Raw genomic sequence first — 26,194 nt, 5'->3', positions numbered from 1 at the left:
TAATTTTGTTAGGTTTCATTCTCGGTTTGGTTGTCCGCCTGGTGATGTGACTGAGTGGCTTCAAGAGGTGATGCCCCAGTTATCCTGACAGTATCCCATAAATAGATCTCAGAAAAATGTTATAGTTAGAAGTAAAGTAAAAATACCTACCCCCTTCAAGACTTAACATACCGCAAGATTTCCTCATAGAGTTCATTGAGAACTTCTTGATAGTTTGCCTTCGCCTCCTCCACCATATCCATTAACTTTTCTAGCTGTCTTGTTCTCTCTTCACTAACGAGGTCTTTGTATTTAGACACAAGGTAGTGATATACTTTTATTCCCTTCTCCGTTGGAACTAATTTCTTCTTACTCTTTGTTTCAATAACGTATCCCCTCTGTAATAGCGTTTGAACAATCTTCGCATAAGTTGATGGTCTACCAATTCCCCTCTCTTTCATTAATGCTATAACGTCACCCTGGGTATAAAGTGAAACTTTTGGAGCTCTCCATTTTCTAATTTCAGTGACCTTCAATATTTGGTCTTTTTCTAGCCTTGGAAGTTTCTTCAGTGGAAGAGGCTTAATTCTAGACCATCCATCATATATAACATCAATGTATCCCTCTATTTCAACCTCTCCATAAGGAGTTCCAATAACTGCTCTTTCATACAAAACCTTGGCAGGCTTCATTTGACTAGCCATGAATCTCCTGAATATGAGATCATAAAGCTTAAAGTGATCTTTTGTTAAGTTTCTGGGCAATGTTATTATTCCATCTCTAATGAGCTGGATCAATCTTCCAGTATCTATTGGTCTAGTGGGTCTTATCGCTTCGTGAGCTCCTTCTTCTCCCCACTTTCTCGGAGCAAAGTATTCTTCCCCAATTTCCTGGGTTATGTATTCTTTTGCTATCTCAATTCCAGTGTTACTCACATGTATACTGTCAGTTCTGTGATAAGTTGTCAAACCTAGTTCGAAGAGATCTTGAGCTAATTGCATTGTGTGAGTTGCTGAGAACCCCAGGAACCTAGATGCATCTTGTAGCATGGCATCTGTGGTGTAGGGAGGAAGTGGATTAATCTCTCTCTCCTCAATTGTTACTTCCTTAACGTAAACTTCCTGAACATCTCCAGAGACTCCCTCCAGGATTATAGTTATATCATTCTCTAACGTAAGTCCCAGGAAGTCAGTTTCACTCTCCGTAAACTCCTTATATCTTTGGACAATCCAACCAAGAACTGGAGTCTGAACTCTTCCAGCCGATAAGTTGTAGTTCTCAAACACTTCCCATAACTTTTGGCTAAGCTCAAATCCAATCCACCTATCTTCTATCCTTCTCACAAGTTGGGCATTGACTCTATCTTCGTTTATATCCCTGGCCTCGTTGATGGCTCTTAGGATTGCAGGTCTTGTAACCTCGTGAAATTCTATTCTCTTAATCACGGGGGCATAAGGTGAGAGAACGTTCCTAATGTCCCAAGCTATCTTCTCTCCCTCTGTATCTGGATCCGTACCAATTAATATTTCATCAACTTCCTGGGCAAGATCTCTCATTGCCTTTACATTCTCTAGGGCATCGTAAACGTTCCTGCTTCCACATCTTGGACAAACCCCTTTCTCCTCCCAATCTACGAATTGATGGCCACAGTCTCTACACCTTTTTATAGTGTCGTAGACTGGGACAAAGTATCTTTTACCCCCCTTTTCTAGAAGAAGAACTCCGTGATATCCTTCAGTAGTGACTAGATCAAACATATGTCCTCCACTTGCTAGAATCGTCAACATTTTGTCTCCAATGGAAACTTCATATGCAACTAAATCACCAATTCTTCTTTTACTTGGCTGGCCAAAGAAGTTAGCTATTGTCCTGGCCTTGTTGGGGCTCTCCACAATCATTAGTGCAGACTTAACAAGGTCTTTAACCTGTTCACTTATCTTGCCTTCTAAGACTAACCTAACTTTTTCCCTATCCCTATCAATTTCCTTAAGGACTTCTTCTATGTTTATCTCGCCAAGAGGCTTTATCTCGAACTCAACAAATCTCCATCTCATCTGCCTTATAAGTCCGTTGAACACTTTCTGATCGTCTACCAATATGACGCTAAGACCCTTGGTAATGCCCCCCGCAAAGAGTCTAGATGTCCTGCCGCTGGCCTGAATATAAGTTCTTACATCTGGTATCTCAATGTACCACTTACCTTCTATCTGCTTGAGACTTAAGAATGGATTTTCTGCTATTTTCTTTAGGACTTCTTCATCCTTTAATGCCTCTCTTAAGAATTCAACAGCCTGCTTAAATACCTCTAACACATGATTGTAAAATCCTTCTAGTTCTAGTCCCTCTGCAAGGGCTTCCTCTATTTTCATCAGTTCATATTGCGGAATGTTCCTTATTAGACGCCTAAGCCTTGCATATAATTTCTCCCCTTCTGTTCTCTTTTCTTCAGGTAAAAACTCCAGTATTTCACTCATTAATCCGAGGACTCTATATATTGTGGGTTGCTCTAAATCGAGGGAGAACCTGAATTTTGGCACTCCTGTAAAGATTGCAAACCTCACTAAATGAGGCAGATCAAGACCTCTCACAATTGTCCCATAATATGTGGCCACTCCAACGAGATAATCGACTTCTTCTTTTTCGAAAAGTTCTAGTCCTTTCTTGTCTCTAGCTGAGACAAGCTCAACTTTAAATCCTTTGGACTTTAGGTAATTTGTAAGTTGTTCGGCATACTCAATTCCCTTATCAATTGGAACGAAAATCAAGCCACCTCTTCCAAGGGTCTTTAGTAGTTCTTCGACATGTTCCTCCATGCTTTTCTCGGGAATAATGTAAGTGTCAACAATATTTCTCAGAACGCTCCTTCCACTTCCGACTTCAAATCCAAGGAGCTCTCTGTATAGTTTTATTCTATCTCCCCTGGCACTTCCCGTAGCAGACGCAACGATCAAGATTCCTATTTTATTTTCTTTCTTGTACCTTTCAATTTCTCTCTCAAGTCTTTCTATCTCCCTATTTAACTTTTCCACTTCTTCATTACCACTTTCATTTTGAAGAAGCTTGGCGAGTTGTTTCTTGAGCTTTATAATTTCCCAGGCCTTTTTGATTATCTCTTCATTAAATCCAAGCATCATTAAAGAGCGGTCAATGTTTTTGCTTGCCTTAAGAAATGCATCCACATCGTCAACAAACATGAAGTCTATACGCTTATCCTTTAGCAATTCATCAAACCTTGTGGCCAAGAATTGGCTTGAAGTTACCAAGATATCAAAGTTTCCTGATTTTATTTTTTCGAGGGCTTCATCTTTTTCTTTCTTCTTTAGGTTTCCATGGTAATAAACGAGGTTAACTTTAACTTCCGCTTTTTCCATCATCGCTTTAATTTTCTTTACAGTTTGGACAACTAGAGGAGTTGTAGGAACTACGATATAACTCTTCTTTCCTTTTAATGCAAAGTAAATGGACATAAAAGCTCCGAAGGTACTCTTACCCATTCCTGTTGGAGCTATAATAGAAAAGCTCTTTCCTTTTATTATTCTCTTCACCCAGGAGCGCTGGGCGCTCCAAAATGTAAATCCAGTTGCCTTTTTAAAGAGTTCTTCAATTTCTTTAACTTCTTTGTTAAGAGCATAAATTTCCTCCCACTCTTTAAGCACTCCCTTTAATTTGAGAGCCTTCCTAATGGCAGTTACAAGTTGAAAGTAATCATCCATACTTATTGGTTCATCCAAACATGCATCACAGGGATTTTTTGCTGCAAGTCTTTCATCAGTTATTGCCCCTCTACAATTGGGACACATATCCCTATATATTGCCTTCATAATGCTCTCCCTCTAAGTCTAAGTTCACTACTTTTGTTCTTAAAAAGGTTTCTAGCTCCCCGTATTTTAGAAATAAGCTATTTCTATCTCTTTTTCTTAATAGTATTATATTCCTTGCAATTCATATCTAGACATATCTCCCATTCTCTTCCATCTTTTTCTCGAATTATAACTACCGGGGCACCGTTACAACAAGTTTTATTGGTTGGTATAATCTCCCCTCTCTGAAGAATCGGGTATGTAACATTACATTTTGGCCAATTAGAACAACCTACAAACCTCTTCCCAGTCTTTTCGTTATACTTAACAATTAAGTCTCCTCCACACTTGGGGCACTTCCCTACAATTAATGGAGGCTTCTCTTCCCCAACTACAATCTTTGCCAGTTCAAGACCTATTTCAAGCTCCTTCTTTTTGAACTCTTCAAGTATTTTTGTAAGCCTAATTTTGGCTTCCTCTATTACTTCCTCTTTTGTTAGTTTACCTTCCATGATTAGTTCCATCTTCTTTTCAAATTCTCTAGTCAACTCAACACTTATTATTTCTGGAACGTACTTTTCTAGAGTTTCTATAACTTTCATTCCTAGGGGAGTTACCTTTATCGATTTCTTTCCTTCTATATATCCTCTCTGATATAGGGTCTCAAGTATTTGGGCTCTTGTGGCCTTGGTGCCCAATCCCAAATCTTCCATCTTTTTAATGACTGCAGCGGGGGAGTATCTAGCGGGGGGCTTCGTCTTTTTCTTTTCTCTCTTTACTTGAAGGACTTTAATTCTCTCACCGATGAAGAATGTTGGAAGTGTAACTTCATCGAACTTAACATACTTTCCATACACCCTCAGCCAGCCTTCTTTAACCGTTCTTCCTCCAGAAATGAAGAACTTGTGCTTTCCTGCAGAAATTGTGACTTTAACGGTTTCTCTAACTGCTGGCTCCATAAATACCGCTAAGAATCTTCTAACAATCATGTCATAAAGCAGAGCTTCATCTTTAGTTAAATCTCCAGGCCTGGGAATTTCACCCGTTGGATAAATGGCCGGATGGGCAGGATCCTCCTTTTTTCCTTCTACCGGCTTAAGTTCGGGCATTCCCAGGAGTAGGTGTGCATAAGGCCTGTACTCTGGAATTCTCGCTAAGTTCTGAATGATAAACTTATAGTTTAGATTCTTGGGGAGCTTTTGGCTTTCTGTCCTGGGATAAGAACAGTTGTGAACCGCAATTCCATTGGCTATGAAGTTGTGGTAATTTTCAACTACAAGATCATAGACCTTCCCCTTATAGTGGAATTTCTCTATTGACTTTATTCCAATAATGTAGATATCCCCTCCAAGTATTCTTGGAAAGTCATAACTTCTTTCGTCAAAATCAGTGAATACAGGAACTTGTGAAGTTTCTACATATAATTTTCTCCGGCTAAACTTTCCAAGAAGTTCTCTAAAGCGTTGTAGATCTTCCAGGTGAACCTTAAGTTTGTTATCTTCAATCTTTGCTCTTATACCCAAAAGCTGTAGGTAAACTTTAATTTTGTAAAGAGCCTCCAAAGTTAAGCCCTCAAGTAAAGTTGCGTCGTAGTATCCAGCCAAAAAAGCCTTTAGCCACTCAGTATTGTTTATTATTCCATAAACTTCTGGAACACGTGGAGTATAATGAATTAGGTGCAGTAATCTAACAAATGATTTGTTACTTAAAACAATTCCTTCTTCTGTTTCAATTAAATCAATGTTTAAAGATTTTGTTAAACCAACAATTTCTTTTGTTCTAGAGCTGATTACAACTCCATTACCTTTGATCTCTCCTCCCTTTCCTGCTAAATATCCAATGAGGTACCACAACTCATCTCTTAACATCACTTTACCAAAGTTATTGTGTGAAAATCCGACCACTGCAATGTCTTTTATTTCCCCCCTCTCCACAAGCATTTTTAAGGAATGCAACGATAGTGTTTCACCATTCTCTAGAATTGCATAATCCTCCTGGGAATCAGTTATCTCAAGTAAAAGATCCAAAAATCCATAATTATCTCTGGCAGATTTATTAAGGACTAAAACCACATGATCAGTTTCTCTAAGCTTATCAGCGGGTACAAAAGCCAAATTACCCTCTCTGTACACTAAAACTGGATGATCTGCTGTTAAATACAACTCCGTCCCGTCAAGAAGTGTAACTTTATACATTTGCTCATCTGCATCACGCTCGAGAAGCCTATACTTTGCTTTTGACAACTTTAGATTAAAGTCCAAAGCAAAGACTTCCCCCTCTCGAGACAACTCTTTAATTTTCCTAACCCCCTGGGAAGTTAAGATCAAGGTGTCCGGGTGAAGGCAGAATCCCTTTTCATAAAGACTCTGAGCTATATCTAAGGTTTTCTTTGGTGAAAACCCAAAGGCGGAATAGGCTTCCCTTTGAAGAGTTCCCAGGTCGAAGGGAACAGGGGGATTCCTATTTTGTTGTTTAACTTCAATATTTGTTACCCTTGCAGGGGCCTTTTTTACCTCTAATACAATTCTTTTTGCTTCATTTTCATCCCAAATCTTATCCTTTTCGTAGTTTGCCGTGTACTTTTTCCCATTCTTTTCAAATATCAGCTTTATGACCCAATAAGGTTGGGGAACAAAGCTTTGAATTTCCCTTTCTCTATCAACTAAGAACTTGAGCGTTGGTCCTTGTACCCTTCCAGTACTAAGGACAACCCACTTTCCACTCGCCCTCTTTATTGCATGGGTTAACGCCCTTGATAGGTTAACCCCCCAGTACCAGTCCAAAATATGCCTGGCAATACCAGCATTTGCCATTCCAAAGTTTATAGTTGGCTCAAGATTGTACCATGCTTTGATTAAGTCCCTCTTAGTTAATGCAGAAAATTTCATTCTTTTAGCAACCCCAGGATCCACGCCACAGGCATACTTCAATGCAGTATAACCAATGACCTCTCCTTCAGTATCATAGTCACAGGCAACAATAAATTCTCTAACCCTTTTGGATAGGACTGAAAGCAACTTAATGTAATCTTTTGCATATTCTTTTCCTTTTTCAGCTATGTAAACAGGAACCCATTCCACATCAAATATCGGATATCCAAAAAAGTCATTTTTGGGGGCTAAACCGTATAAATGACCAACTGCTGAGGCAACTATGAGTCTTTTTCCATCCCTAATTAACTCGTAGTAGGGAACTCCAAAGAGAGTTTTCTTAATAGGCTTCACCTCAGCTAGTGCCATTGCTATTTTTCTAGCAACGTTTGGCTTCTCTGCAATAACGAGGATCATTGTCCCTCCTCCTCAGCTTTTCTCACTAACTCTTTAATTCTCTCAATCTTGTATTCTTCAATAACTCTGAGAACACTTTCAAGTTCTTTTTCTCTCTTTTCTTCCTCCCATTCTTCAATCCTCTTCTTGATAGCAGTCTCAAGTTCATCTCTTTTAACAACGGCAAATTCATCTAACCAAATAACTTCAATGTCAGTATTCTCAAGCAGAACAGGAATTCTTTCTTCCATTAGGAGTTCATATATTGAAAATGGAAGATTTGCCCGAGAAATAATAGCTCTTGGTCTTTTGCTCACTAAGTATTCCCCAAGTTTCTTTCCGGCTCCTGCCGGGTTTATTATGTACAGTATATCCCCCTTTTTAATCTCAAATTCTTTTTCCGCTTTTTCCAGTCCCTTCCATGTTAATTCTTCTATGATCTTAAGCGGATAAACCTTACCGCTGAGCTCCAACCACCGCATTTTTCTCATTTGAGCTAGCTTCTTTGCCAAAATCTCAACTTTTTCCTTTTCTTCTTTTAATTTCTTTTCTAACATTGCAATTCTTTCATCTCTTGCCTTAATTTCTCTCTCCTTTAGAATGCGCGCTCTAATATTTTCATCAAATTCCTCAAGCTTTCTTTCAAGCTTTTCTATTATTTTTCTTTGCTCTTCTATTATAGCTCTCAACTCTTTGTTTTCTCTTTCAAGTTCTGCTATTGTCTTCGTTAGCTCCTTTATTTTCTCCATATATGGAGTTACATCAACTTCGCTTACTTCCTTCTCTTTTGGTTTCTCCATTCTCGGCTTTTCTTGGAATTTCACTTTCATAATGGCCTCTCCTAGGCTATAACCAGATAGAACTAGTGCTTTTATCTCATTTCTCTTTGTCCATAAGCCACTTTCTTTGAGTCTGGCCTCAATGTGTTCAAGTTTTGGTTTATATCTTAGATAAGCCTTATATGCTGCTGCTAGGGCATCTCTTTGATGATCATCATCAACTGTAATTCCAAGATTCCTTAGAAGCTCGTTTTTCTCTTCAACTTTTAAGCTCTCCCTGGGAACAAAGAGTTGAGCTTTAAATGATCTTGCAATTTTCTCAACAAGTCCTGGGGCAGGATTTACGTCAGTGGCTATAATTATAGGATGTCCTAGCTCGCTGATGAACCTAACTATTTCGCTCAAAGCCATATTTTTTTCACTGTAGACTGCTACTACATTACCATCTAAATCCACAGCAGCTATTCCAACCGTTATTCCTGGATCAAGTCCAACTATTATGCTCTTCCTCTTCTCAATTTCAACTTCTGCTTTAAGTGGTACGAACTCAAGTGTTTTTCTCTCAACGGGAGTTATCCTAATCTCTACGTCTCCCCCTCTCATGGGCCGAACAAGGCCTGCAAGCTCCTCCCTACTCGCATAAACTTTGAATTCCCCTTTGGATACCCCATAATCTCTTTCTTCAATTTCCAAGTCAAAAGGTATGTCTGCTCTCCTGAGAATATCCTCTATTTGCCTAACTTTGGCCTGAACCAAGTTATAAACTCTTCTTCTGTATCTATCCTGACTCCATCCACCCTTTCCCTGGCTCCTACCTCTCGTAACAGTTATTAGGACTTCATCTTCAAATGCTAACACTTCATATCCAACGCCTTTAGAGGCAAGGAGGGCAGAAATCTTTGCTTCTTCGAATGGATCAAACTTATCTCCTCCAGTCCGAATTCCATACTCTCTCGCCAATGACCAGAGAGATTTTTGCTCACCCGGTTTTCCAGTAACTTGTACAAGTTTAGTACCTTCAGGAAGAGACCTTAAGAAAAATTTCAAGTCTTCTCCAAGTTCAGTTATACTATCCATTGCAACTATGTCTGGCTTTTTAGTTCTAATGTATCGAATGAGCCTTGGTAGTGTAAATTCTCCTTTTCTCTCCAATTTACCATTAAACCAAATTACAACAGCAAACTTTTTTGGATTCTCACTTACAATATCAATTCCCATAATTAAGATATTCCACCACCCCGCATCATGAGGTGATAAGAATGGAGGTTTATATTCATGGCGGGCCGGGCGGGATTTGAACCCGCGACCACCGGGTTAAAAGCCCGGTGCTCTAACCAGGCTGAGCTACCGGCCCACCCATTGGTGGGTAAGTATCCAGAAGTTTTATAAATTTTTTCGTCAAGAGGTATTGTGATAAACAACAAAGACCCAGAAAGGGCAGAGATGGGGGTGACTTAGTTGGAAGTCATCATTGAAAAGTTCAAACCTAAAGTTACTAGACCATTCAAGAGAAAAAATGAATGGTGGGTCAAGCTTATCACGGAGGATGGGGAGTATATAATGAAGTTCAAGAGTCCAATTGAAGCCGAGGACGTGGTTTATGGGTTACTGGATTTGCAGGTTTACGGAGGTAAAGTTAAACTAAAACTTAAAGAAGGAAATGTTATAGAAGATATTGAAGTTTTAGAAATCTATAAACCATCAGCAAAGGAGTTAGTTGATGAATACTTGACCAAATAGTCCCCTTCTTGATTCTTTTGATTAGCATCGAAAAAGTATATATAACAGAATGAACACATTTATTTATGTGTGGAGAGTTATATAAAGAAAGATCCAAAAAGAGGGAGGTCTAAAACATGGGCAGAGACAAAAAAAATACAGCGCTTCTAGATATTGCAAGAGATATAGGAGGAGATGAAGCTGTAGAAGTTGTAAAAGCCTTAGAAAAGAAAGGAGAAGCAACAGATGAGGAATTGGCAGAATTAACTGGAGTAAGAGTTAATACGGTGAGAAAAATCTTATACGCCCTGTACGATGCTAAGCTTGCAACCTTTAGAAGAGTTAGAGATGACGAGACTGGTTGGTATTATTATTACTGGCGCATTGATACTAAAAGATTACCGGAGGTTATTAGAACAAGAAAGTTGCAAGAGCTTGAAAAGTTAAAGCAGATGCTTCAGGAAGAAACCAGCGAGACCTATTATCACTGTGGAACTCCAGGGCATCCAAAGCTAACATTTGACGAGGCCTTTGAGTACGGGTTCCAATGTCCAATATGTGGAGAGATACTTTACGAGTATGACAACTCAAAAATAATTGAAGAACTCAAAAAGCGAATTGAAGAATTAGAGATTGAACTCGGACTGAGAAGTCCACCAAAAGAAGAAAAACCAAAAAAAAGCAACAAGAAGAAAAAAGTCAAGATCAGGGAAAAAGAAGAAATAAAGGTTTAGGGATGAGTTATGGAAGTTATAATACCTCAAAAGATCTATGGGGATAGAAGTGGAATTGAAAAATTGAATAAGAAGTTAAAATCTCTCTTAGGAGATTTGGATGTTAAATGGAGGATTGCTATAACCAAGAAACAGTGGGTCAAGATAATTTTGCAAGGAGAAGATAGTGAAATATCAGCGAATCTAATTAGAGAAGAGTTTGGGGAAATTCCAAGATCTCTTTCAAATGTGAATGTTGGCGATATTTTTGTTGGAAGGTTAATTGATTTAGGAAAAGTTGGTTATGGAGTCTATGTTGATATTGGAATTTTAACTCCTAGGCCAAAAGATGCCCTATTGCCTCTCTACTGGCTAAAGAGGACATTTGAAGATAAACCAGTCCGACAAATGATAAGAGAATTTGGATGGGTGGATAACTTACCAGTTGAAGTAAGGATAGAGAAAGTAGAAAGACTTGCCCAGGAAATCGAAGTTTATCTTACAGAAAAATGGATAAAAAAGCTTAAAGGATGGCTAACAGACAAACATGACAAGCTTTTCATAGCAGGAACAATAAGTGAGAATGTAGAAAATGCTTTAATACAGACAGGACACAGCAGAGATGTAAGGAGGATAGAAGAGCTAGGACTTATGGAAACGATGCTCATTCTGAAGAAGGGCACTCACGCACCAGGAATTATTAAAGAAATTGGGCCATATATAAGGGCCGCAAAAATAGGAGCCATAAAATTTGAAGATTAAGCCACCATCTTCCCCTCTTTCACCTCTAAAATATCATAGTTTGGGAAACTGCTTATTAGTCTAATTCCAATGAGAGACAAAAGCAGAAGTCCTTCAACTTCATAATTGCCTAAAAATGGGAAAGAAAATAGGAAAAGCATTATAAGCACAAATGTTTGCCTCTTCTTAACTATATTTAGTTTTTCAGTTGCCAGAGAATAAGCTATTAAGATCATTGGAAGGATAGCACTTAAGTAAAAATTGTTGGAGGGTAAATTTAAACTAGGAAATTCATATATCCCCATTTCAGTTAAAATGATTATTATGATTGTTGCAACAAACCCATAAAGATAACTTAAAGGAGACACTGGAAATACTAGAATTATGGAAGGTATTAGAAATACAACTATCGAAAGAGTAGGAGAAAGTAAACCAGTTAGAATTCCTGAAATTGTCCATAGAAACGCTGTTTTAAACCTTGAACCAGAAAAATGAAGCGAGAGAATTATAACTAGCAAAATCATGAATACTGAGAGCTCAAGAGATTTGAAGATATTAAGTTGACTTCTAATGTAAGGGGAAGACAAGAGGAGAGCAAATGCCAAAAACCCAAGTTCTCTTGAATGCCTGGGCATTAAGAAAAAAGATAACGAAAGAATAGGAACAAGATGGTAATATGACGGATTTAGCAATAAATATAGGAGGGGGATAACAAATAAGTACATAACCTCTCTACTGGATGTTAACACTAAAATTATGGAGGATAATAAAGAGAGTAAGAGTATTAGATATATCTCAACGTGCAAAATCAACACCTCTACGTAGCCCGGTCCAGCGCGGCCCCATTGCTACGGCATCTGCCGGTCTGAGCCGCGCAAGAAAAATATAGAAAAGCAGTTTAAAAATTTTATTCAATATACAAGCTTTACATTTACTTGAACTATTTCGGGGCTAATAGTGTTCCCTCTCACAGTTTTCTTTCTTCTTTCTCCCTTTTCCTTAGGTCTAAATCCTGGCCCTTTGGAGAGTAGAACTCTTACCCTTCTAGGACCATGAATGTCAGGCCTCATTGGGAATCCATCTTTGTCTGTTCCTCCTCTTATCTCTAACTTCACGTCCTCTGGGAATTCTTTTCCAAACAGTTCGTTTAAGTTTATGTTTAGCTCTTTTGCTGGGATCTGATCACCTATTCTCTTTCCAATGAGTTTTTCCGTCTCTGCTCCTGTAATTTCCACCTGCTTTGCTATCCCACTCTTAGGATCGGATATAACAAGCTTGAAAGTCGCCATTTCCTCCCACCTCCTGGGAATGTTCATCAGCGGGATTCATCGAGCTTCCGCCCAACGGCGGATCTCTCAAACCCATCACTTGGCACTTTTAGGTGGGGTATTTAAAACTTTCGAACTTTGTGTTTAAAGGATAAACACTTTTAAATACGTCAGATAATAATAAAATCCGAGTAACTGGAGGGGTATACAGTGAAAAAGGCAATTGTCTTTATGACAGTAATATCATTTCTCCTTCTAATTCCACCAGTATTAGGAGAGGAACAGCCTAGATACGATTTAATTCTTGTTCGAAATGATGAGCTTATTGACTATCTCATTACACTACCATATTCACACTCCTTTAACATTCCAATTCTACCAATTAATCCAAAAGAGCTTAATGAAGTCACAAAAGCCCAATTATACTCTTATATTCAATTAGGGAGAACGAGACTTCTAATAGTTGGAAACGTTAATGCAATTAGTCTAGAAGTTGAAAAAGAATTAGAAAACATGGGGTTCATTGTAACCCGAATAGGGGGGGCAGATAGAACAGAAACTGCAGAAAAACTTGCTTTGCACTTTTATCCAAATGGGAGTAAGACAGTTATACTTGCAAGCGCTTTGGATTATGGTTCTACTCTTGCCGCAGCTGAGTTGGCAGTGGAATATAACTATCCCCTCCTTCTGACCTGGGAAAGTCAACTTTCTCCAAGTGCCTTAAGAGGACTAGAAGAACTTAATGCAAAGATAGTTGTTTTAGTTGGATTTGGAATAAATGAAACTGTTGAAAATACTCTAAAGGAGCTAGGATACGAAACTTATTGGATTGGGAGAAGCATAGAGCCACCCCCATTCTACACCCAAACCTCAACAACTCCTCAGCCCCAAGAAAGTAAATACTCATTCCTAAAGGGAGTTCTAATAACCCTAGTTGTATCAGCTCCAATATTCTTCTACCTGGGAAGAAAAGTTAGGACCCAACAAAATGAAATCTTAAATCTCCTAAATGAAAAAGAAAAGGCTGTATTAAGAGCTATTTTAGAGCATGGAGGGGAAATCAAACAAGAGGATCTTCCAGAATTAGTTGGCTATTCTAGACCTACAATAAGCAAGGTAATACAAGAACTTGAAAATAAGGGTCTCATTAAGAGAGAAAAGAGTGGAAAGACTTTCGTAGTCAAAATTGAGCGGAAAATCAAGCTTGACTAATTAGTATTATTCCTGTTATGATTAGGATTAGACTAATCAATATTTTCTTGTTGAAGGGCTCTTTAAGTAATCCAATAGCCAACAATGTGGAAATCATTGGGTTAATAGCGGTAACCGGAGTCACTATTTCAGCACCCACCAATGCAGTACCTTTTACGAATGAATACTGAGCCACAACTAATCCCAAGAGTCCAGCAAGACTAAGAACTAAAAGTTCTTTTCTTGTTGCTTTTTTAAATTCTGGAAGATACCTCCAAGAGACGAAAGTTATCCCAACAGCCGCGTAAATTATCCTTAGTCCTGCTAGGGATAGAGATTCTATCCGTGAAGAGAGCCAGTCCATAATTATAATCGCCAAGCTCCAAAATATTGGAGTTAGGAAGGCATATAAAATACCTACAGGATCAACATTCTCTTCTGTCTCTGCTTTCCTAACAATTACTATGCCTATAACGATTAAAACAGCGCCAATAACAGTTAACACTGTAATTTCTTTACCCAGCAAAAATGCCCACAATATTGTCCAAAGAGGATATGTGGATGTTATTGGAACTGTTCTTGAAACTCCCAACCGTTTAAGAGCAGAGAAGTAAAAATAATCGCCAATAACAAAGCCAAACTGACCAGAAATAAACGCCAAAATGTGGTACTTTATTGGCAAAGAGACCAATAGCTCAAGTCTTCCAGTAATCAGAAATATTAATACGTAGGTTGTTGCGGAGAAGTAAAGCCTTATAACGTTAGCATATACTGGACTCTTATCCTTTAACCCAACTTTAACTAGGACAGAGGCACTTCCCCAACAAAATGCTGAGATTAGCCCTAAGATTATCCCCAACACAAACAGAGCCTCACTGCTTAGCTTAAAAACTTAACGTTTCGATGGCAAACTAAAAACGTTAGCACAAAAATGTTAAAATTCGTAGGGAAGATATAACATTTGGAGGTCATTAAATGGGGAGGATAATCTCGATAGTTTCAGGAAAAGGAGGTACTGGAAAAACTACGGTAACTGCAAATCTCTCAGTAGCATTAGGAGATCGTGGAAGAAAAGTTCTTGCGGTCGATGGAGATTTAACAATGGCTAATCTAAGCTTAGTTTTAGGGGTAGATGATCCTGATGTTACTCTTCATGATGTCCTCGCTGGAGAAGCTAATGTGGAAGATGCAATATATATGACCCAATTTGATAACGTCTATGTACTTCCAGGCGCTGTAGACTGGGAACATGTTTTAAAAGCTGATCCGAGAAAGTTGCCAGAGGTAATAAAGTCTCTTAAGGACAAATTTGATTTTATTCTGATTGACTGTCCAGCGGGACTTCAACTAGATGCAATGAGTGCAATGCTTAGCGGAGAAGAGGCACTCCTTGTAACTAATCCCGAGATTTCCTGTCTTACCGATACAATGAAGGTTGGAATAGTCCTGAAAAAAGCTGGATTGGCAATTCTAGGATTTGTTTTAAATAGATATGGCCGAAGTGATAGGGATATTCCCCCAGAAGCTGCAGAAGATGTAATGGAGGTTCCACTCCTTGCTGTAATTCCAGAAGATCCAGCCATTAGAGAAGGAACCTTAGAAGGGATTCCAGCAGTTAAGTATAAGCCCGAAAGTAAAGGAGCCAAGGCTTTTGTTAAGCTTGCAGAAGAAATTGAAAAACTTGCAGGCCTTAAAGCGAGAGTCATGTACTAGTTAAGCTTTAAACTTGTTAGGGCTACCTAACGAATGGGGAGAAACCAATGATAATAGCATTTTTAGGAACCGCGGGAAGTGGGAAAACTACTCTAACTGGAGCATTTGGAAGATACTTAGAGGAAAACTACAGAGTAGCTTACGTTAACTTGGATACAGGAGTCGAAAATCTTCCATATAAGCCTGATATAGATGTAAGAGATTTTATAACAGTCAGAGATTTAATGAAAGAAGGATATGGACCAAATGGAGCAATAGTCGAAAGCTATGATAGGCTATTGACAAGAGTGGAACATTACATAAACAAAATTTTGGAGTTGGAGAAGTCCAATGACTATGTTTTAATCGATACTCCTGGACAGATGGAGACTTTTATTTTCCATGAATTTGGAGTCAAACTAATGAACAACTTACCATATCCTTTAGTTGTTTACCTTTCCGATCCAGAAATCCTCAAGAGACCTCACGACTACTGTTTCGTAAGATTTTTCTCTCTCCTAATAGACCTAAGACTAGGAGCAACAACAGTGCCAGCATTAAATAAGGTAGACCTTTTATCTGAAAAAGAATTTGAAAGACATAAAAAGTATTTTGAAGATATAGAGTACCTAACTACGAAGCTAAAATTTGATGTCTCAACTCAAGGACTTTTAGCTTATAAAATGTGTCAAGTCTTCCCCGAACTTTCTCCTCCAGTAAGGGTTTTGTACCTCTCAGCAAAGACAGGAGTAGGATTTGAAGACCTTGAAACTTTAGCGTATGAACATTATTGTACATGCGGCGACCTCACTTAGATTTTTTAACCCCTATTTTCTCTAATGTCATTCAAGTATTGGGGGAGTAATCATGTTCACGGGTAAGGTATTGATTCCAGTAAAAGTACTCAAGAAGTTTGAGAATTGGAATGAAGGAGATATGATACTGCTAGAAGATTGGAAAGCCAAGGAATTGTGGGAGAGTGGAGTAGTTGAAATAATCGATGAAGCTGATAAAGTCATAGGAGAGATCGATAGAGTGTTATCAGAAGAAAAGAAAAACCTCCCATTGACTCCAATACCAGAGGGACTGTACGAAAAAGCTGAATTTTACATCTATTATCTAGAAAAGTACATCCAAGAGAAGGTCGACAACATAGAAACAATACAAACTAAGGTCACAAAGTTAGCAAATCTAAAGAAGAAGTATAAGACTCTGAAAGAGATAAGATTTAAAAAGATACTAGAGGCTGTGAGGCTTAGACCAAACAGTATGGAAATTCTAGCGAGATTATCCCCAGCTGAAAAGAGAATATACCTTGAGATCTCTAAAATAAGGAGAGAGTGGATAGGTGATTAGCGTGGACAGGGAGGAGATGATTGAGAGATTTGCAAACTTCCTTAGGGAGTATACAGACGAAGATGGTAACCCAGTATACAGAGGTAAAATAACTGATTTACTTACAATAACACCCAAGAGGTCTGTTGCAATAGACTGGATGCACCTAAATTCCTTTGACTCAGAGCTAGCTCATGAAGTTATAGAGAACCCCGAAGAAGGAATAAGTGCCGCAGAAGATGCAATCCAGATTGTATTACGAGAAGACTTCCAAAGAGAAGACGTGGGAAAAATACACGCAAGGTTTTATAATTTGCCAGAAACCCTAATGGTCAAAGACATTGGGGCAGAGCACATCAACAAGTTAATTCAAGTAGAAGGAATCGTGACGAGAGTAGGAGAAATTAAGCCCTTTGTCTCTGTGGCAGTTTTCGTATGTAAGGACTGCGGTCATGAAATGATAGTGCCTCAAAAACCCTATGAAAGCCTTGAAAAAGTTAAGAAGTGCGAACAATGTGGAAGCAAAAATATAGAACTAGATGTTAACAAGAGCTCCTTCGTAAACTTCCAGAGCTTTAGGATTCAGGATAGACCAGAAACCCTAAAAGGAGGAGAAATGCCAAGGTTTATCGATGGTATTCTGCTTGATGACATAGTGGATGTAGCCCTCCCAGGAGACAGAGTTATTGTAACAGGAATTTTGAGAGTCGTTCTTGAAAAGAGAGAGAAAACTCCAATATTTAGAAAAATCCTCGAGGTAAATCACATTGAACCTGTTAGTAAAGAGATACAAGAATTAGAAATTTCTCCAGAAGAGGAGCAGATAATAAAGGAGCTAGCAAAAAGAAAAGACATAGTAGATGCAATAGTTGATTCAATAGCTCCTGCCATATATGGATACAAAGAAGTCAAGAAGGGAATAGCACTTGCCCTGTTTGGAGGAGTTTCAAGAAAGTTACCTGATGGAACTAGGCTTAGAGGAGATATACATGTCCTCCTGGTCGGAGACCCAGGAGTTGCAAAGAGCCAGATTTTAAGGTATGTGGCAAACCTCGCTCCTAGGGCCATTTACACTTCAGGAAAAAGTAGTTCCGCAGCAGGTCTTTGTGTAGCTCCCGATTCTTTAGTGGTAGTGAATGACAAAGTTCAAGAAATAGGAAAGCTAACGGAAGAATGGGGAAGAGAAGTAGGCTTCCTAGAATACTCAAGTGGGATTTTCTATGCTCCTTACCTGGGAAGAGGAATATCCCTAGATTTAGTAACAGGGAAAGTCAAACCTTCAGTTGTTAGCAAGGTTTGGAAGTTAAAATCCCCAGAAGAATTAGTTACAATAAAGACCATTACTGGAAAAGAGATAACAGTAACTCCTGAGACAAAACTTCTGACCTTCAATGGGACACTTGAATGGAAAGAAGCTGGAAAAATAAAACCTGGAGATTACGTCCTAACGGTTAAAAAGTTACATATCAATGGGAAACAAGAAACTTTAGATGAAAAGCTTGCATACAAGCGTGGACTGTCCCTTTCCGATCCTTTGGAGTTCTTTAGTTCATCTGAGAGGACAATTTCCGCTTATCTAAAGGGAATATTTGACAAAGTCGGAAGACTCGTCGGAGATACAGCGGTCATTAAAGTCGATAAAGATATGGCAAAGAGGCTACAGATTTTATTGCTAAGGCTTGGAATAGTTTCCTCGGTAGATGAGACAGGAAAAGTCATCATTGGAAGGGAGTACATCCAGAAAATCTTAGGGTACAACGTTAGCGTCGTGACCCATGAAGTGGAGCTATTTAGAGAGTTTATAGCTGAAATATCTAAGTTCTATGGAACCAGTGAAGAGGATGTCTACAGTTCCCTCCATGAAAAAGGAGAACTCGATATAGGGACAGTTCCAGTAGAGCTCCCAGAGGGCTTAAGAGAAGAAATAAATCGTGAAAGAGCAACTTACAGTGAACTTGTGAAAATTGCCCAGGAAATAAAAGATGAAAAACTCTACAATAAACTTGCGTGGATTTTAAGTGAAGTTACGGAAGAAGAGGCAAAAATTAAGGAAAAAGTTAACACTCTAAAGGTCATACTCTCCTCAGATTTGATACCAGAAAGAGTAGAATCTGTAAAGATTATCAAAAGTCCATACCCCTACGTTTATGACCTTACAGTTGAAGGTTCTCACAGCTTCATAGCAAATGGCTTTGTAGTCCACAATACTGCTGCAGCAGTTAGGGATGAGTTCACGGGAGGATGGGTTTTGGAGGCGGGAGCTTTAGTCCTTGCAGATGGGGGTTATGCTCTAATCGACGAGCTCGACAAGATGAGCGACAGGGATAGGAGCGTGATACATGAAGCCTTAGAACAACAGACAATAAGCATTTCAAAAGCAGGGATTACGGCAACTCTAAACGCTAGAACTACAGTCATTGCGGCTGCAAATCCGAAACAGGGAAGATTTAATAGAATGAAAAATCCATTCGAGCAAATTGACCTTCCCCCTACACTTCTAAGTAGATTTGACCTAATATTTGTGTTAATTGATGAGCCCGATGACAAAATTGACAGTGAAGTTGCCAGACACATCTTAAGGGTCAGAAGGGGAGAAAGTAAAGTCGTGGCCCCAAAAATACCTCATGAAATTCTAAGGAAGTACATCGCTTATGCAAGGAAGAATATTCATCCCGTTATAAGTGAAGAAGCTATGGAAGAGATAGAGAAGTACTATGTGAGAATGAGAAAGAGTGTAAAGAAGACAAAGGGAGAAGAAGAGGGGATACCACCAATCCCAATAACAGCTAGACAGCTCGAGGCCCTCATTAGATTAAGCGAAGCTCATGCAAGGATGAGGCTAAGCCCAATAGTAACAAGGGAAGATGCAAGAGAAGCAATAAAACTGATGGAATACACGCTAAAGCAAATTGCAATGGATGAGACCGGGCAAATTGACGTGACAATTCTAGAATTAGGTCAGAGCGCAAGAAAGCTCAGTAAAATAGAGAAAATACTGGATATCATTGAAAAGCTTCAGAAGACCAGCGAAAGAGGCGCCCACGTTAATGATATCTTAGAAGAAGCAAAGAAAGCAGGAATAGAGAAGCAGGAAGCAAGAGAAATCCTTGAAAAACTTTTGGAGAAGGGTCAAATATATATGCCAGAGAGTGGTTACTACAAAACCGTCTGATTTATATAGTAGGAAAAACAGCTAGATGTGGGGGTGAGGTAAATGGAAATTGACTATTACGATTATGAAAAGCTCCTTGAAAAGGCATACCAAGAGTTACCTGAGAACGTTAAACACCACAAGTCACGTTTTGAAGTCCCAGGAGCTCTCGTAACTATTGAAGGTAATAAGACTATAATCGAGAACTTCAAGGATATTGCGGATGCTCTAAACAGAGATCCACAGCACTTGCTCAAGTTCTTGCTTAGAGAAATAGCTACAGCTGGAACTCTTGAAGGTAGAAGAGTAGTCCTTCAGGGTAGATTCACGCCATATTTAATAGCAAACAAGCTAAAGAAGTACATAAAAGAGTATGTTATCTGTCCAGTATGTGGCTCTCCTGATACGAAGATAATTAAAAGGGACAGGTTCCACTTCCTTAAGTGTGAAGCTTGTGGTGCAGAAACTCCAATCCAGCATCTCTAGCTGTTTTTATACATTTTTCTGTTCAATCTAGAGGCTTATTCTCGACTCAGTAAATGTTATAAAAAACAAAAACAAGGTGTTGCAGGAGGGGATGATGAGTTTGCCGAGTGCTGAGCTAGTGATGAATAAACAGTCGCCTGACTTCCCCTCTCAATGCTTCTTTATCCACTCAACTATCTTTTTATGAAACTCTTCTCCCCATTCTGGATCTTCAAATATCTCATGGTATGCACCTTCGAACTCTACAATTTCCTTATCTTCCACTTTGATTTCCCCGTATAACTTTCTAGCTCCTTCTGGAGGAGTTATAACATCCCCAGTCCCAACTAAGAGTAGAACTGGAACTTTAATTTTGTGGGCTTCTCTGTGAGCAAGATCCATGTTCTTGAATATGCTCCTTCCCAGTTTGGCAGAAATTCTGTCATGAACCAGGGGATCTTCTATGTATCTTTTTACAGCATCTGGATTTCTTGAGAGAAGATTGGGATCTATTCCATTGGAGAGTGTTAAGCTTGGAAGCAAGACTCCAAGAATTTTTGCAAGTGCAACCATAAAAGAGGGTGTTTTTGGGCTCTTAGCCAGAGCTGGGGAGGAGGCAATAACTCCTCTAATCTTTTCTGGCCTTGTTTCTGCATATCTTATCACTGTTAATCCTCCGAGGCTGTGGCCAAAGAGAAAAGGTTTATCGTTTATCTCCTCTATGATAAAGTCTATTATTTCCATTGCTTCTTCAACGCTTGTATGACCTCTTTTTCCTGGGCTCTTTCCATGACCTGGCCAGTCAAATGTATAGACTGCATATCCTTCATTTACAAGCATGCTTACCAGTTTTGAGTACCTTCCACTGTGCTCTCCTAATCCGTGAACTATTATAACCCATCCTCTGTTTGGAGTTCCAAATTTTGCTTTGTATACCTGGGTCATATAGATAAATAGGAATTAAAGGATTTATCTTTTTCCTCTTTTTTATGTCAACTTAGCTTAGTACATATACAACTCCTACAACACCTTTCGTTAATTATAGGATTATTATCAAAAGTCTTAAATAGGATTATTAGTACAAACGTACATTGGAGAAGAATAATGCCCAAGAAAAAACTATTAGTATTAGTTGTATTATTTTTCCTATTACTAAGCTTGTTAGGAGAGAGATACTTAGCAGGGGCTTTCAAGTTTCCAAAATTGCAATTTATACTCGTAGACGAAAATGGAACTCCTTTAACAAAAATATCAAAAAACGTAGAAGTTCAGGTGCAGATAGATGCTCTAGTCCCTACAGACGAAGTGTATAAGACTATTTACTATGGAACTCTCAAAAAACCTACCATACTAAAGTTTTGGGACTCTGGAAATATAATTAAGATCTCTGTAGCTGACCAGAAGATCCAAAGTGTTATCTCGAAATGGGTAGAACAATACTCTGAAGAAATTGGGACATCTTTTGTTATATCAGTATGGGTACTTGATTACGAAAATAAAAAGCTCTACAGAGGATTCACTATAGTGAATTATGAAATCAAGGACATGAGAAAGGGGTTCAAAAAAATAGTTAAGGTAAATATTCACAAACTACCCTCCAGCGAACTTCCATCTAATAGAACAGCATCCATTCAAGGGTCTAACAAACAGTTTTATTACTGGAAAGTCGATTGGAGTCGTTCTTGGAGACCTAATGATTACATAAAAATTCCCATACTGATTGTAGATAATAAGTATTCTTCATCGGGACTAATCAATGCTTGGGTAGACATTAGCAGGGAAGAGTATACAAACTTTGATGTTACAGTTGCATATGGCTACAAGCTCTCCGAAAAGTATGACACTCCAAGTTTAGATATATACAGTAATGGATTTCCCACAATCTATGGTAAATTTTATTTTGCCGAAAGTATAGTGCTTGGACCTAATGAAAAAGGTTACATTTACATATATGCAAAACCTTATCATCTACATGAAAAGGAATACTATTGTACAGCCAGCCTAAACAACTGCGTCCCCACAGGCGAAGAGAGAATTCAAGAAGGAATTAACGCAATAAAAACTACTGGAAACAATGAGATTGTTGGAGGTAGTTCTAAAGGGTTACCAGATTCAAATATTATGGAGAAAATTTACAGTGGAACAACTCTTAAGTACGCTACTACTCTTAATGTGGGTGACTCAAAACCCCTAGCACTATTAATCTCAGAGGCTTCAGGTTCATGTTCAACAGAATTTGGAATAGGTCTTCCAGTAGGCGCCCTTGCAGTGGCTTTAAGCGGAGGCACTATACCTCCCTGGGCTGCAGGCTTAAGTGTTGGGATGCATTACTCTCATTCGAGTTCTCTTGTCTTGTATGGTGGCATCAAAAACTATGGAGAGCTTTTTGGAACAGGCAAAAATATTCAGGAGTACATTTACCTAGGAGTTAGTGAGTATACATACTCTGTTGGCAATTGTAATACAAAAGTTCCTGTAGGTGTGTACATTGAAAGTAGGTGATTCTTAATCTTTCTCTTCTTTATAACAGAAAAACATAAATTCCTATTTTTTCTGTATCACTAAAGGTGATAACATGAGAAAGCTGATAATAAGTTTTACAATTCTTGTACTCTATTTTTCCCAGGTCGCAGCCTATTATGTTCCAGAGAGAAGTGTTATATATCAAATAATGGTGGACAGATTTTACGATAGAAACCCAACAAATAACGAACCCTTCTATGATCCAGAGAAGAAAAACTACAGGCTCTATTGGGGAGGAGACATTGAAGGCATCATAGAGAGACTTGACTATATAGAGAGTCTAGGTGTTTCAATGATATGGCTTTCACCATTAAACGACAACATAAACAGAATGGCAGGTGGAAGCGCTCCTTATCATGGGTATTGGCCAAGAGACTTCAAAAGGATAGACGAGCACTTTGGCACCTGGGAAGACTTTAGAAGGTTAGTAGAAGAAGCTAAGAAAAGAGGAATTTGCATAATAGTAGACTATGTCCCCAACCATTCAAATCCAGCAACTGATGGGGAGTTTGGAGCTTTGTACGATAATGGAACATTAGTGACTAACTACTATGAAGACAGAAAAAATGCCACAAGAAATCCCTATACTGCGAGCCTGGAAAACATCTATCACCACAATGGCAACATAAACGATTGGTTTGGCTTTCAGCTTAAGTACGCAAATCTTTTTGGATTGGCAGATTTCAACCAAATGAATGACTTTGTGGATAATTATCTTAAAGAAGGGGCAGCTTTATTCGTGAAAAATGGCGCTTGTGGATTTAGAATTGATGCTGTTAAGCATATAGAGCTGGGATGGCTTGAAACCTTCTACCTTTACCTATATCAAATCTCAGATGAACCACTCTTTATCTACGGAGAATACTTTGCAAACACTCCTGACAAAACGTTTGACCTCTATGAGTTCTATAGGTACTCAAATGTATCTTCCCTCTTAAATATCCCAATTAGAGAATCAATTGCGAGAACTTTTGCATATGGAGGAAGTTTTGAGCAGCTAGCAAAGATGTTAGAGGAGTATTACAGTTTGTTCGTTTATCCCAACAAGCAGTTGAACTTCTTAGACAGCCATGATTTAGTTAGGTTCCTGAACATGAACCCAAACAAAGACAGGTACCACATGGCCCTCGGATTAGTAATGACACTCCCAGGAATTCCTGTTATATATTATGGAGATGAAAGCTATTTAGTGAGTAAGGAAGGGAAGGGAGACCCCTACAACAGACCAATGATGGTTTTTGATAACTCTACTAAGGCTGCTGAGATTATAAGAAAGCTTTCATTGCTAAGAAAAGTCAACGATGCCCTTGCTTATAGTGATTTCAGAACCGTATATGTGGACTACAACACATGGATATTTGAGAGAAAGTTTGGAAGCCACAAGATATTAGTTGCTCTAAACAAAGGGCCAGACAAAAACATCACGATTTCCCTAAACTGGACAGATGGAACATACATAGACATCATCGAAGGAGCAATTCTCAAAGTTAAAGAAGGTCAGGGTGAGATAAAGCTACCCAGATATTCATTTTATGTCTTTCATGTAGAGGAAGAACAGAAAACCCCTCTCATAGGATCTATAACTCCATACATAGCCCAACCTGGGCAAAAAATCCTTATAGCCGGAGCAGGCCTCAATGGAAACATCAAGGTGTATATAGGAGGTAGGAGAGCAAGAATTATTGAGAAAGAAGAAAATTCCATCCTTGTAGAGGTTCCCGAGATTAAAACTATGAATGCGTGGATTCCTGTTTGGGTTGTTGTTAATGGAACTAGAAGCAATGAGGTTAAGCTTAGGTACTATTCTAGCAATGATATCCCAGCACTAATAGTCCTACAAGGAAACTACACTGGTTACCTTTGGGTCAAGGGGAACATACCAGAACTCTCAGAGCCGAGACCCCTCTTGAAATCTCCAACGGGACACTACTTTGCCGTGGTTCCCCTCCCCAGAAACAAAACTTTTACAGTTCAACTATATAAGGGACTTCCCTGGGAACCTCTCCAACCAACAAATGTCACGTTGTATGGAATTGGAAATAAAACAGTAATATTGAATGAAGCCGCTCCAGAAACTCCTGTATGCGGCCCAGGAATTGTCGCAGTATTTGCACTTCTCCCATTGTTAAAAAGAAAAAAGAAAAAGTCACCCAACACCACAATAACTCCATACGGAGTACCCATAGTAGCCGTTAGCTGGATCGTGAGGTGGTGCCTCTAGGTATACCCATCCGCTACTATCTACTCTTTTATCTACCCATCCTCCTAGGTTTCCAGTGTATTCATGAATACAAGCCCCTGCAAACTTTGGAACGTATACCCACCTACCAACCCAGTTAGGGCTCAAGTTAATGTAAGTTATAAGCCCAGGCCTTCTAGAATCTCCATTTCTCACAAATATGAGCTCATCGTTGTCGTAGTAGACAATTGTTGTGCTTCCTCCTGCCAAATGATCATGGATCCAAATGAGGTTAATTAGCTTATCCTTGTTCAGCCATTCCTCAAAGTCCCTGTAGAATATTACTGGCTGTCCCTCATATGTCAATATGAACGCATATGCTGGATACTTGTTCCATATTATATCTGTGTCATGATTGGCAACGAAAGTTACTGCCTTAAATGGATCTCTCGAAACTACAGTTTGTCCGTTTTGTAGGGCATAGACTAATGCTGGAATGTTGTTATTGTCAAATGCTTCATCCATTTTATAGTAGAGCGGGAAGTCAAAGACCTTTGCACCACTCTCATATGCCCAGCTTAGTAGTGCATCTACATTTGTGTCCCAGTACTCTCCAACTGCCCAACCTCCCCACCAATTAAGCCAGTCTCTGACAACCCAAGCTCCATAGCCCTTAACATAGTCAAATCTCCAACCATCAAATCCTATGCTTCTTAAATAAGCAGCATAACTCTCATTGCTCTTCCATAGCCAGTACTGATCCCACTCTTTGTGATGACATATATCTGGAAATCCTCCAAAGGTTCCTTCGTCACAACAATGAAGCTCGTTTGGATGGAAGTCCAGATAGTTAGCTGTATATTTCCCTGAGGCAACTTTAGAAAAGTCTGTCCATGTGTAATCTCCAACGAAGGGGTTCCATTCTAGGTCACCACCAGCCCTGTGGTTTATAACTACATCGGCGATTACCTTTATTCCATAGGCATGGGCAGTTTGTATCAATCTCACTAGTTCTTCTTTTGATCCAAAACGCGTCTCTACAGTTCCCTTCTGGTAGTACTCGCCGAGATCAAAGTAATCATAGGGATCGTAGCCCATTGAATATCCTCCACTCATCCCCTTGCTTGGTGGAGGTAGCCATATTGCAGAGATTCCAGCTTCATACCATTCAGGAATCTTCGATCTTATATGATCCCACCAAATTCCTCCCCCTGGAACATCCCAATAGAATGCTTGCATTATAACTCCTCCCTTTTCAAGCTCCAAGTATTTTGCTGCACTTACTGGACTTGCTAGTACTATAAAAAACAGTAATAGAGTTAGGAGGGGTGTTAATTTCTTTATGTTCACGTGATCACCTCCATACACCAAAGTCTCATAATGTATCACTGGT

At 39.0% G+C, this 26,194-nt stretch carries 19 protein-coding genes, 1 tRNA gene and 1 pseudogene; 12 read left to right on the top strand and 9 right to left on the bottom strand.

What is annotated here, in order from left to right; genetic code table 11:
- Positions 1 to 88 (top strand): annotated as a pseudogene (locus PWP39_RS03090) (IS6 family transposase); the annotation flags it as partial.
- A gap of 67 nt (positions 89 to 155) precedes the next feature.
- Here the strand turns inward: PWP39_RS03090 and rgy are convergent.
- The 4 genes from rgy to PWP39_RS03070 all read right to left on the bottom strand — a co-directional run bounded on the left by rgy (position 156) and on the right by PWP39_RS03070 (position 9,178).
- Positions 156 to 3,800 carry a reverse gyrase gene (gene rgy, locus PWP39_RS03085; protein WP_011011612.1) on the bottom strand — a complete coding sequence of 1,215 codons (3,645 nt, stop codon included), beginning with the start codon at positions 3,798 to 3,800 and terminating at the stop codon, positions 156 to 158.
- A gap of 83 nt (positions 3,801 to 3,883) precedes the next feature.
- Positions 3,884 to 7,066, bottom strand: a complete 3,183-nt coding sequence (gene topA, locus PWP39_RS03080) for a DNA topoisomerase I (RefSeq protein WP_011011611.1) — start codon at positions 7,064 to 7,066, stop codon at positions 3,884 to 3,886.
- Positions 7,063 to 9,042, bottom strand: a complete 1,980-nt coding sequence (locus tag PWP39_RS03075; RefSeq protein WP_011011610.1) for a DUF460 domain-containing protein — start codon at positions 9,040 to 9,042, stop codon at positions 7,063 to 7,065. Before PWP39_RS03075 ends, topA begins: the two co-directional genes overlap by 4 nt.
- Positions 9,043 to 9,100: 58 nt before the next feature.
- Positions 9,101 to 9,178 (bottom strand) — tRNA-Lys (locus tag PWP39_RS03070).
- Between the two features lie 104 nt (positions 9,179 to 9,282).
- Here PWP39_RS03070 and PWP39_RS03065 point away from each other — a divergent pair.
- The 3 genes from PWP39_RS03065 (at position 9,283) to PWP39_RS03055 (ending at position 11,018) form a co-directional block, all read left to right on the top strand.
- Positions 9,283 to 9,564 carry a hypothetical protein gene (locus tag PWP39_RS03065; RefSeq protein WP_011011609.1) on the top strand — a complete coding sequence of 94 codons (282 nt, stop codon included), beginning with the start codon at positions 9,283 to 9,285 and terminating at the stop codon, positions 9,562 to 9,564.
- A 116-nt stretch (positions 9,565 to 9,680) separates the two neighbouring features.
- Positions 9,681 to 10,277: a transcription factor E gene (tfe, locus tag PWP39_RS03060; RefSeq protein WP_288072567.1), complete on the top strand. Its 597-nt coding sequence runs from the start codon at positions 9,681 to 9,683 to the stop codon at positions 10,275 to 10,277.
- Positions 10,278 to 10,286: 9 nt separating this feature from the next.
- Positions 10,287 to 11,018, top strand: coding sequence for a DUF2110 family protein (locus tag PWP39_RS03055; protein WP_011011607.1), 732 nt, complete (start codon positions 10,287 to 10,289; stop codon positions 11,016 to 11,018).
- Here PWP39_RS03055 and PWP39_RS03050 read toward each other — a convergent pair.
- Together PWP39_RS03050 and PWP39_RS03045 are read right to left on the bottom strand one after the other, a co-directional pair.
- Positions 11,015 to 11,632: a hypothetical protein gene (locus tag PWP39_RS03050; RefSeq protein WP_148267965.1), complete on the bottom strand. Its 618-nt coding sequence runs from the start codon at positions 11,630 to 11,632 to the stop codon at positions 11,015 to 11,017. The two genes, PWP39_RS03055 and PWP39_RS03050, sit on opposite strands and share 4 nt — an antisense overlap.
- A gap of 276 nt (positions 11,633 to 11,908) precedes the next feature.
- Complete coding sequence (locus PWP39_RS03045; RefSeq protein WP_011011605.1) at positions 11,909 to 12,286, bottom strand: 30S ribosomal protein S6e; 378 nt, start codon at positions 12,284 to 12,286, stop codon at positions 11,909 to 11,911.
- 189 nt (positions 12,287 to 12,475) lie between these two features.
- On the opposite strand from PWP39_RS03045, the gene PWP39_RS03040 reads away from it, so the two are divergent.
- Positions 12,476 to 13,477, top strand: coding sequence for a cell wall-binding repeat-containing protein (locus PWP39_RS03040; protein WP_011011604.1), 1,002 nt, complete (start codon positions 12,476 to 12,478; stop codon positions 13,475 to 13,477).
- Here PWP39_RS03040 and PWP39_RS03035 read toward each other — a convergent pair.
- Complete coding sequence (locus PWP39_RS03035; RefSeq protein WP_011011603.1) at positions 13,464 to 14,318, bottom strand: DMT family transporter; 855 nt, start codon at positions 14,316 to 14,318, stop codon at positions 13,464 to 13,466. The genes PWP39_RS03040 and PWP39_RS03035 overlap by 14 nt on opposite strands.
- 113 nt (positions 14,319 to 14,431) lie before the next feature.
- On the opposite strand from PWP39_RS03035, the gene minD reads away from it, so the two are divergent.
- The 5 genes from minD to PWP39_RS03010 are packed head-to-tail and all read left to right on the top strand — an operon-like array spanning position 14,432 to position 20,120.
- The gene (gene minD / locus PWP39_RS03030; RefSeq protein WP_011011602.1) at positions 14,432 to 15,169 is read left to right on the top strand and encodes a cell division ATPase MinD; all 738 of its coding nucleotides are present in this window, start codon (positions 14,432 to 14,434) and stop codon (positions 15,167 to 15,169) included.
- Positions 15,170 to 15,216: 47 nt separating this feature from the next.
- Entirely contained in the window at positions 15,217 to 15,963 is a 747-nt protein-coding gene (locus tag PWP39_RS03025; RefSeq protein WP_011011601.1) for a PRK13768 family protein, read from the top strand.
- A gap of 52 nt (positions 15,964 to 16,015) precedes the next feature.
- Positions 16,016 to 16,504: a hypothetical protein gene (locus tag PWP39_RS03020; protein WP_011011600.1), complete on the top strand. Its 489-nt coding sequence runs from the start codon at positions 16,016 to 16,018 to the stop codon at positions 16,502 to 16,504.
- A 1-nt stretch (position 16,505) separates the two neighbouring features.
- Complete coding sequence (locus PWP39_RS03015) at positions 16,506 to 19,655, top strand: ATP-binding protein (RefSeq protein WP_288072559.1); 3,150 nt, start codon at positions 16,506 to 16,508, stop codon at positions 19,653 to 19,655.
- Positions 19,656 to 19,697: 42 nt separating this feature from the next.
- Positions 19,698 to 20,120: a translation initiation factor IF-2 subunit beta gene (locus PWP39_RS03010; RefSeq protein ID WP_011011598.1), complete on the top strand. Its 423-nt coding sequence runs from the start codon at positions 19,698 to 19,700 to the stop codon at positions 20,118 to 20,120.
- 150 nt (positions 20,121 to 20,270) lie between these two features.
- Here PWP39_RS03010 and PWP39_RS03005 read toward each other — a convergent pair whose 3' ends face one another.
- Positions 20,271 to 21,044 carry an alpha/beta hydrolase gene (locus PWP39_RS03005; protein WP_011011597.1) on the bottom strand — a complete coding sequence of 258 codons (774 nt, stop codon included), beginning with the start codon at positions 21,042 to 21,044 and terminating at the stop codon, positions 20,271 to 20,273.
- 159 nt (positions 21,045 to 21,203) lie between these two features.
- Here PWP39_RS03005 and PWP39_RS03000 point away from each other — a divergent pair, with 159 nt between their 5' ends.
- Both PWP39_RS03000 and PWP39_RS02995 read left to right on the top strand, forming a co-directional pair.
- Positions 21,204 to 22,601, top strand: coding sequence for a hypothetical protein (locus PWP39_RS03000; protein WP_011011596.1), 1,398 nt, complete (start codon positions 21,204 to 21,206; stop codon positions 22,599 to 22,601).
- A gap of 73 nt (positions 22,602 to 22,674) precedes the next feature.
- Positions 22,675 to 24,843, top strand: coding sequence for an alpha-amylase family glycosyl hydrolase (locus PWP39_RS02995; protein ID WP_014835154.1), 2,169 nt, complete (start codon positions 22,675 to 22,677; stop codon positions 24,841 to 24,843).
- Here the strand turns inward: PWP39_RS02995 and PWP39_RS02990 are convergent.
- The gene (locus tag PWP39_RS02990; protein WP_502941324.1) at positions 24,769 to 26,145 is read right to left on the bottom strand and encodes an alpha-amylase; all 1,377 of its coding nucleotides are present in this window, start codon (positions 26,143 to 26,145) and stop codon (positions 24,769 to 24,771) included. The genes PWP39_RS02995 and PWP39_RS02990 overlap by 75 nt on opposite strands.
- Between the last annotated feature and the right edge of the window lie 49 nt (positions 26,146 to 26,194).

Origin of the sequence: Pyrococcus sp., assembly GCF_030153625.1 — an archaeon.
In the GTDB taxonomy this organism is placed as follows: Archaea; Methanobacteriota_B; Thermococci; order Thermococcales; family Thermococcaceae; genus Pyrococcus; species Pyrococcus furiosus.
The sequence above is the reverse complement of the archived record's forward strand: the minus strand, read 5'-3'. Positions and strand labels throughout refer to the sequence as shown.

Bases quoted from the DNA above. Each gene is read 5' to 3' on its own strand.
- rgy (WP_011011612.1), bottom strand. From the start codon at position 3,800: ATGAAGGCAATATATAGGGATATGTGTCCCAATTGTAGAGGGGCAATA.
- topA (WP_011011611.1), bottom strand. From the start codon at position 7,066: ATGATCCTCGTTATTGCAGAGAAGCCAAACGTTGCTAGAAAAATAGCA.
- PWP39_RS03075 (WP_011011610.1), bottom strand. From the start codon at position 9,042: ATGGGAATTGATATTGTAAGTGAGAATCCAAAAAAGTTTGCTGTTGTA.
- tfe (WP_288072567.1), top strand. From the start codon at position 9,681: ATGGGCAGAGACAAAAAAAATACAGCGCTTCTAGATATTGCAAGAGAT.
- PWP39_RS03055 (WP_011011607.1), top strand. From the start codon at position 10,287: ATGGAAGTTATAATACCTCAAAAGATCTATGGGGATAGAAGTGGAATT.
- PWP39_RS03050 (WP_148267965.1), bottom strand. From the start codon at position 11,632: ATGCCCAGGCATTCAAGAGAACTTGGGTTTTTGGCATTTGCTCTCCTC.
- PWP39_RS03045 (WP_011011605.1), bottom strand. From the start codon at position 12,286: ATGGCGACTTTCAAGCTTGTTATATCCGATCCTAAGAGTGGGATAGCA.
- minD (WP_011011602.1), top strand. From the start codon at position 14,432: ATGGGGAGGATAATCTCGATAGTTTCAGGAAAAGGAGGTACTGGAAAA.
- PWP39_RS03025 (WP_011011601.1), top strand. From the start codon at position 15,217: ATGATAATAGCATTTTTAGGAACCGCGGGAAGTGGGAAAACTACTCTA.
- PWP39_RS03020 (WP_011011600.1), top strand. From the start codon at position 16,016: ATGTTCACGGGTAAGGTATTGATTCCAGTAAAAGTACTCAAGAAGTTT.
- PWP39_RS03010 (WP_011011598.1), top strand. From the start codon at position 19,698: ATGGAAATTGACTATTACGATTATGAAAAGCTCCTTGAAAAGGCATAC.
- PWP39_RS03005 (WP_011011597.1), bottom strand. From the start codon at position 21,044: ATGACCCAGGTATACAAAGCAAAATTTGGAACTCCAAACAGAGGATGG.
- PWP39_RS03000 (WP_011011596.1), top strand. From the start codon at position 21,204: ATGCCCAAGAAAAAACTATTAGTATTAGTTGTATTATTTTTCCTATTA.
- PWP39_RS02995 (WP_014835154.1), top strand. From the start codon at position 22,675: ATGAGAAAGCTGATAATAAGTTTTACAATTCTTGTACTCTATTTTTCC.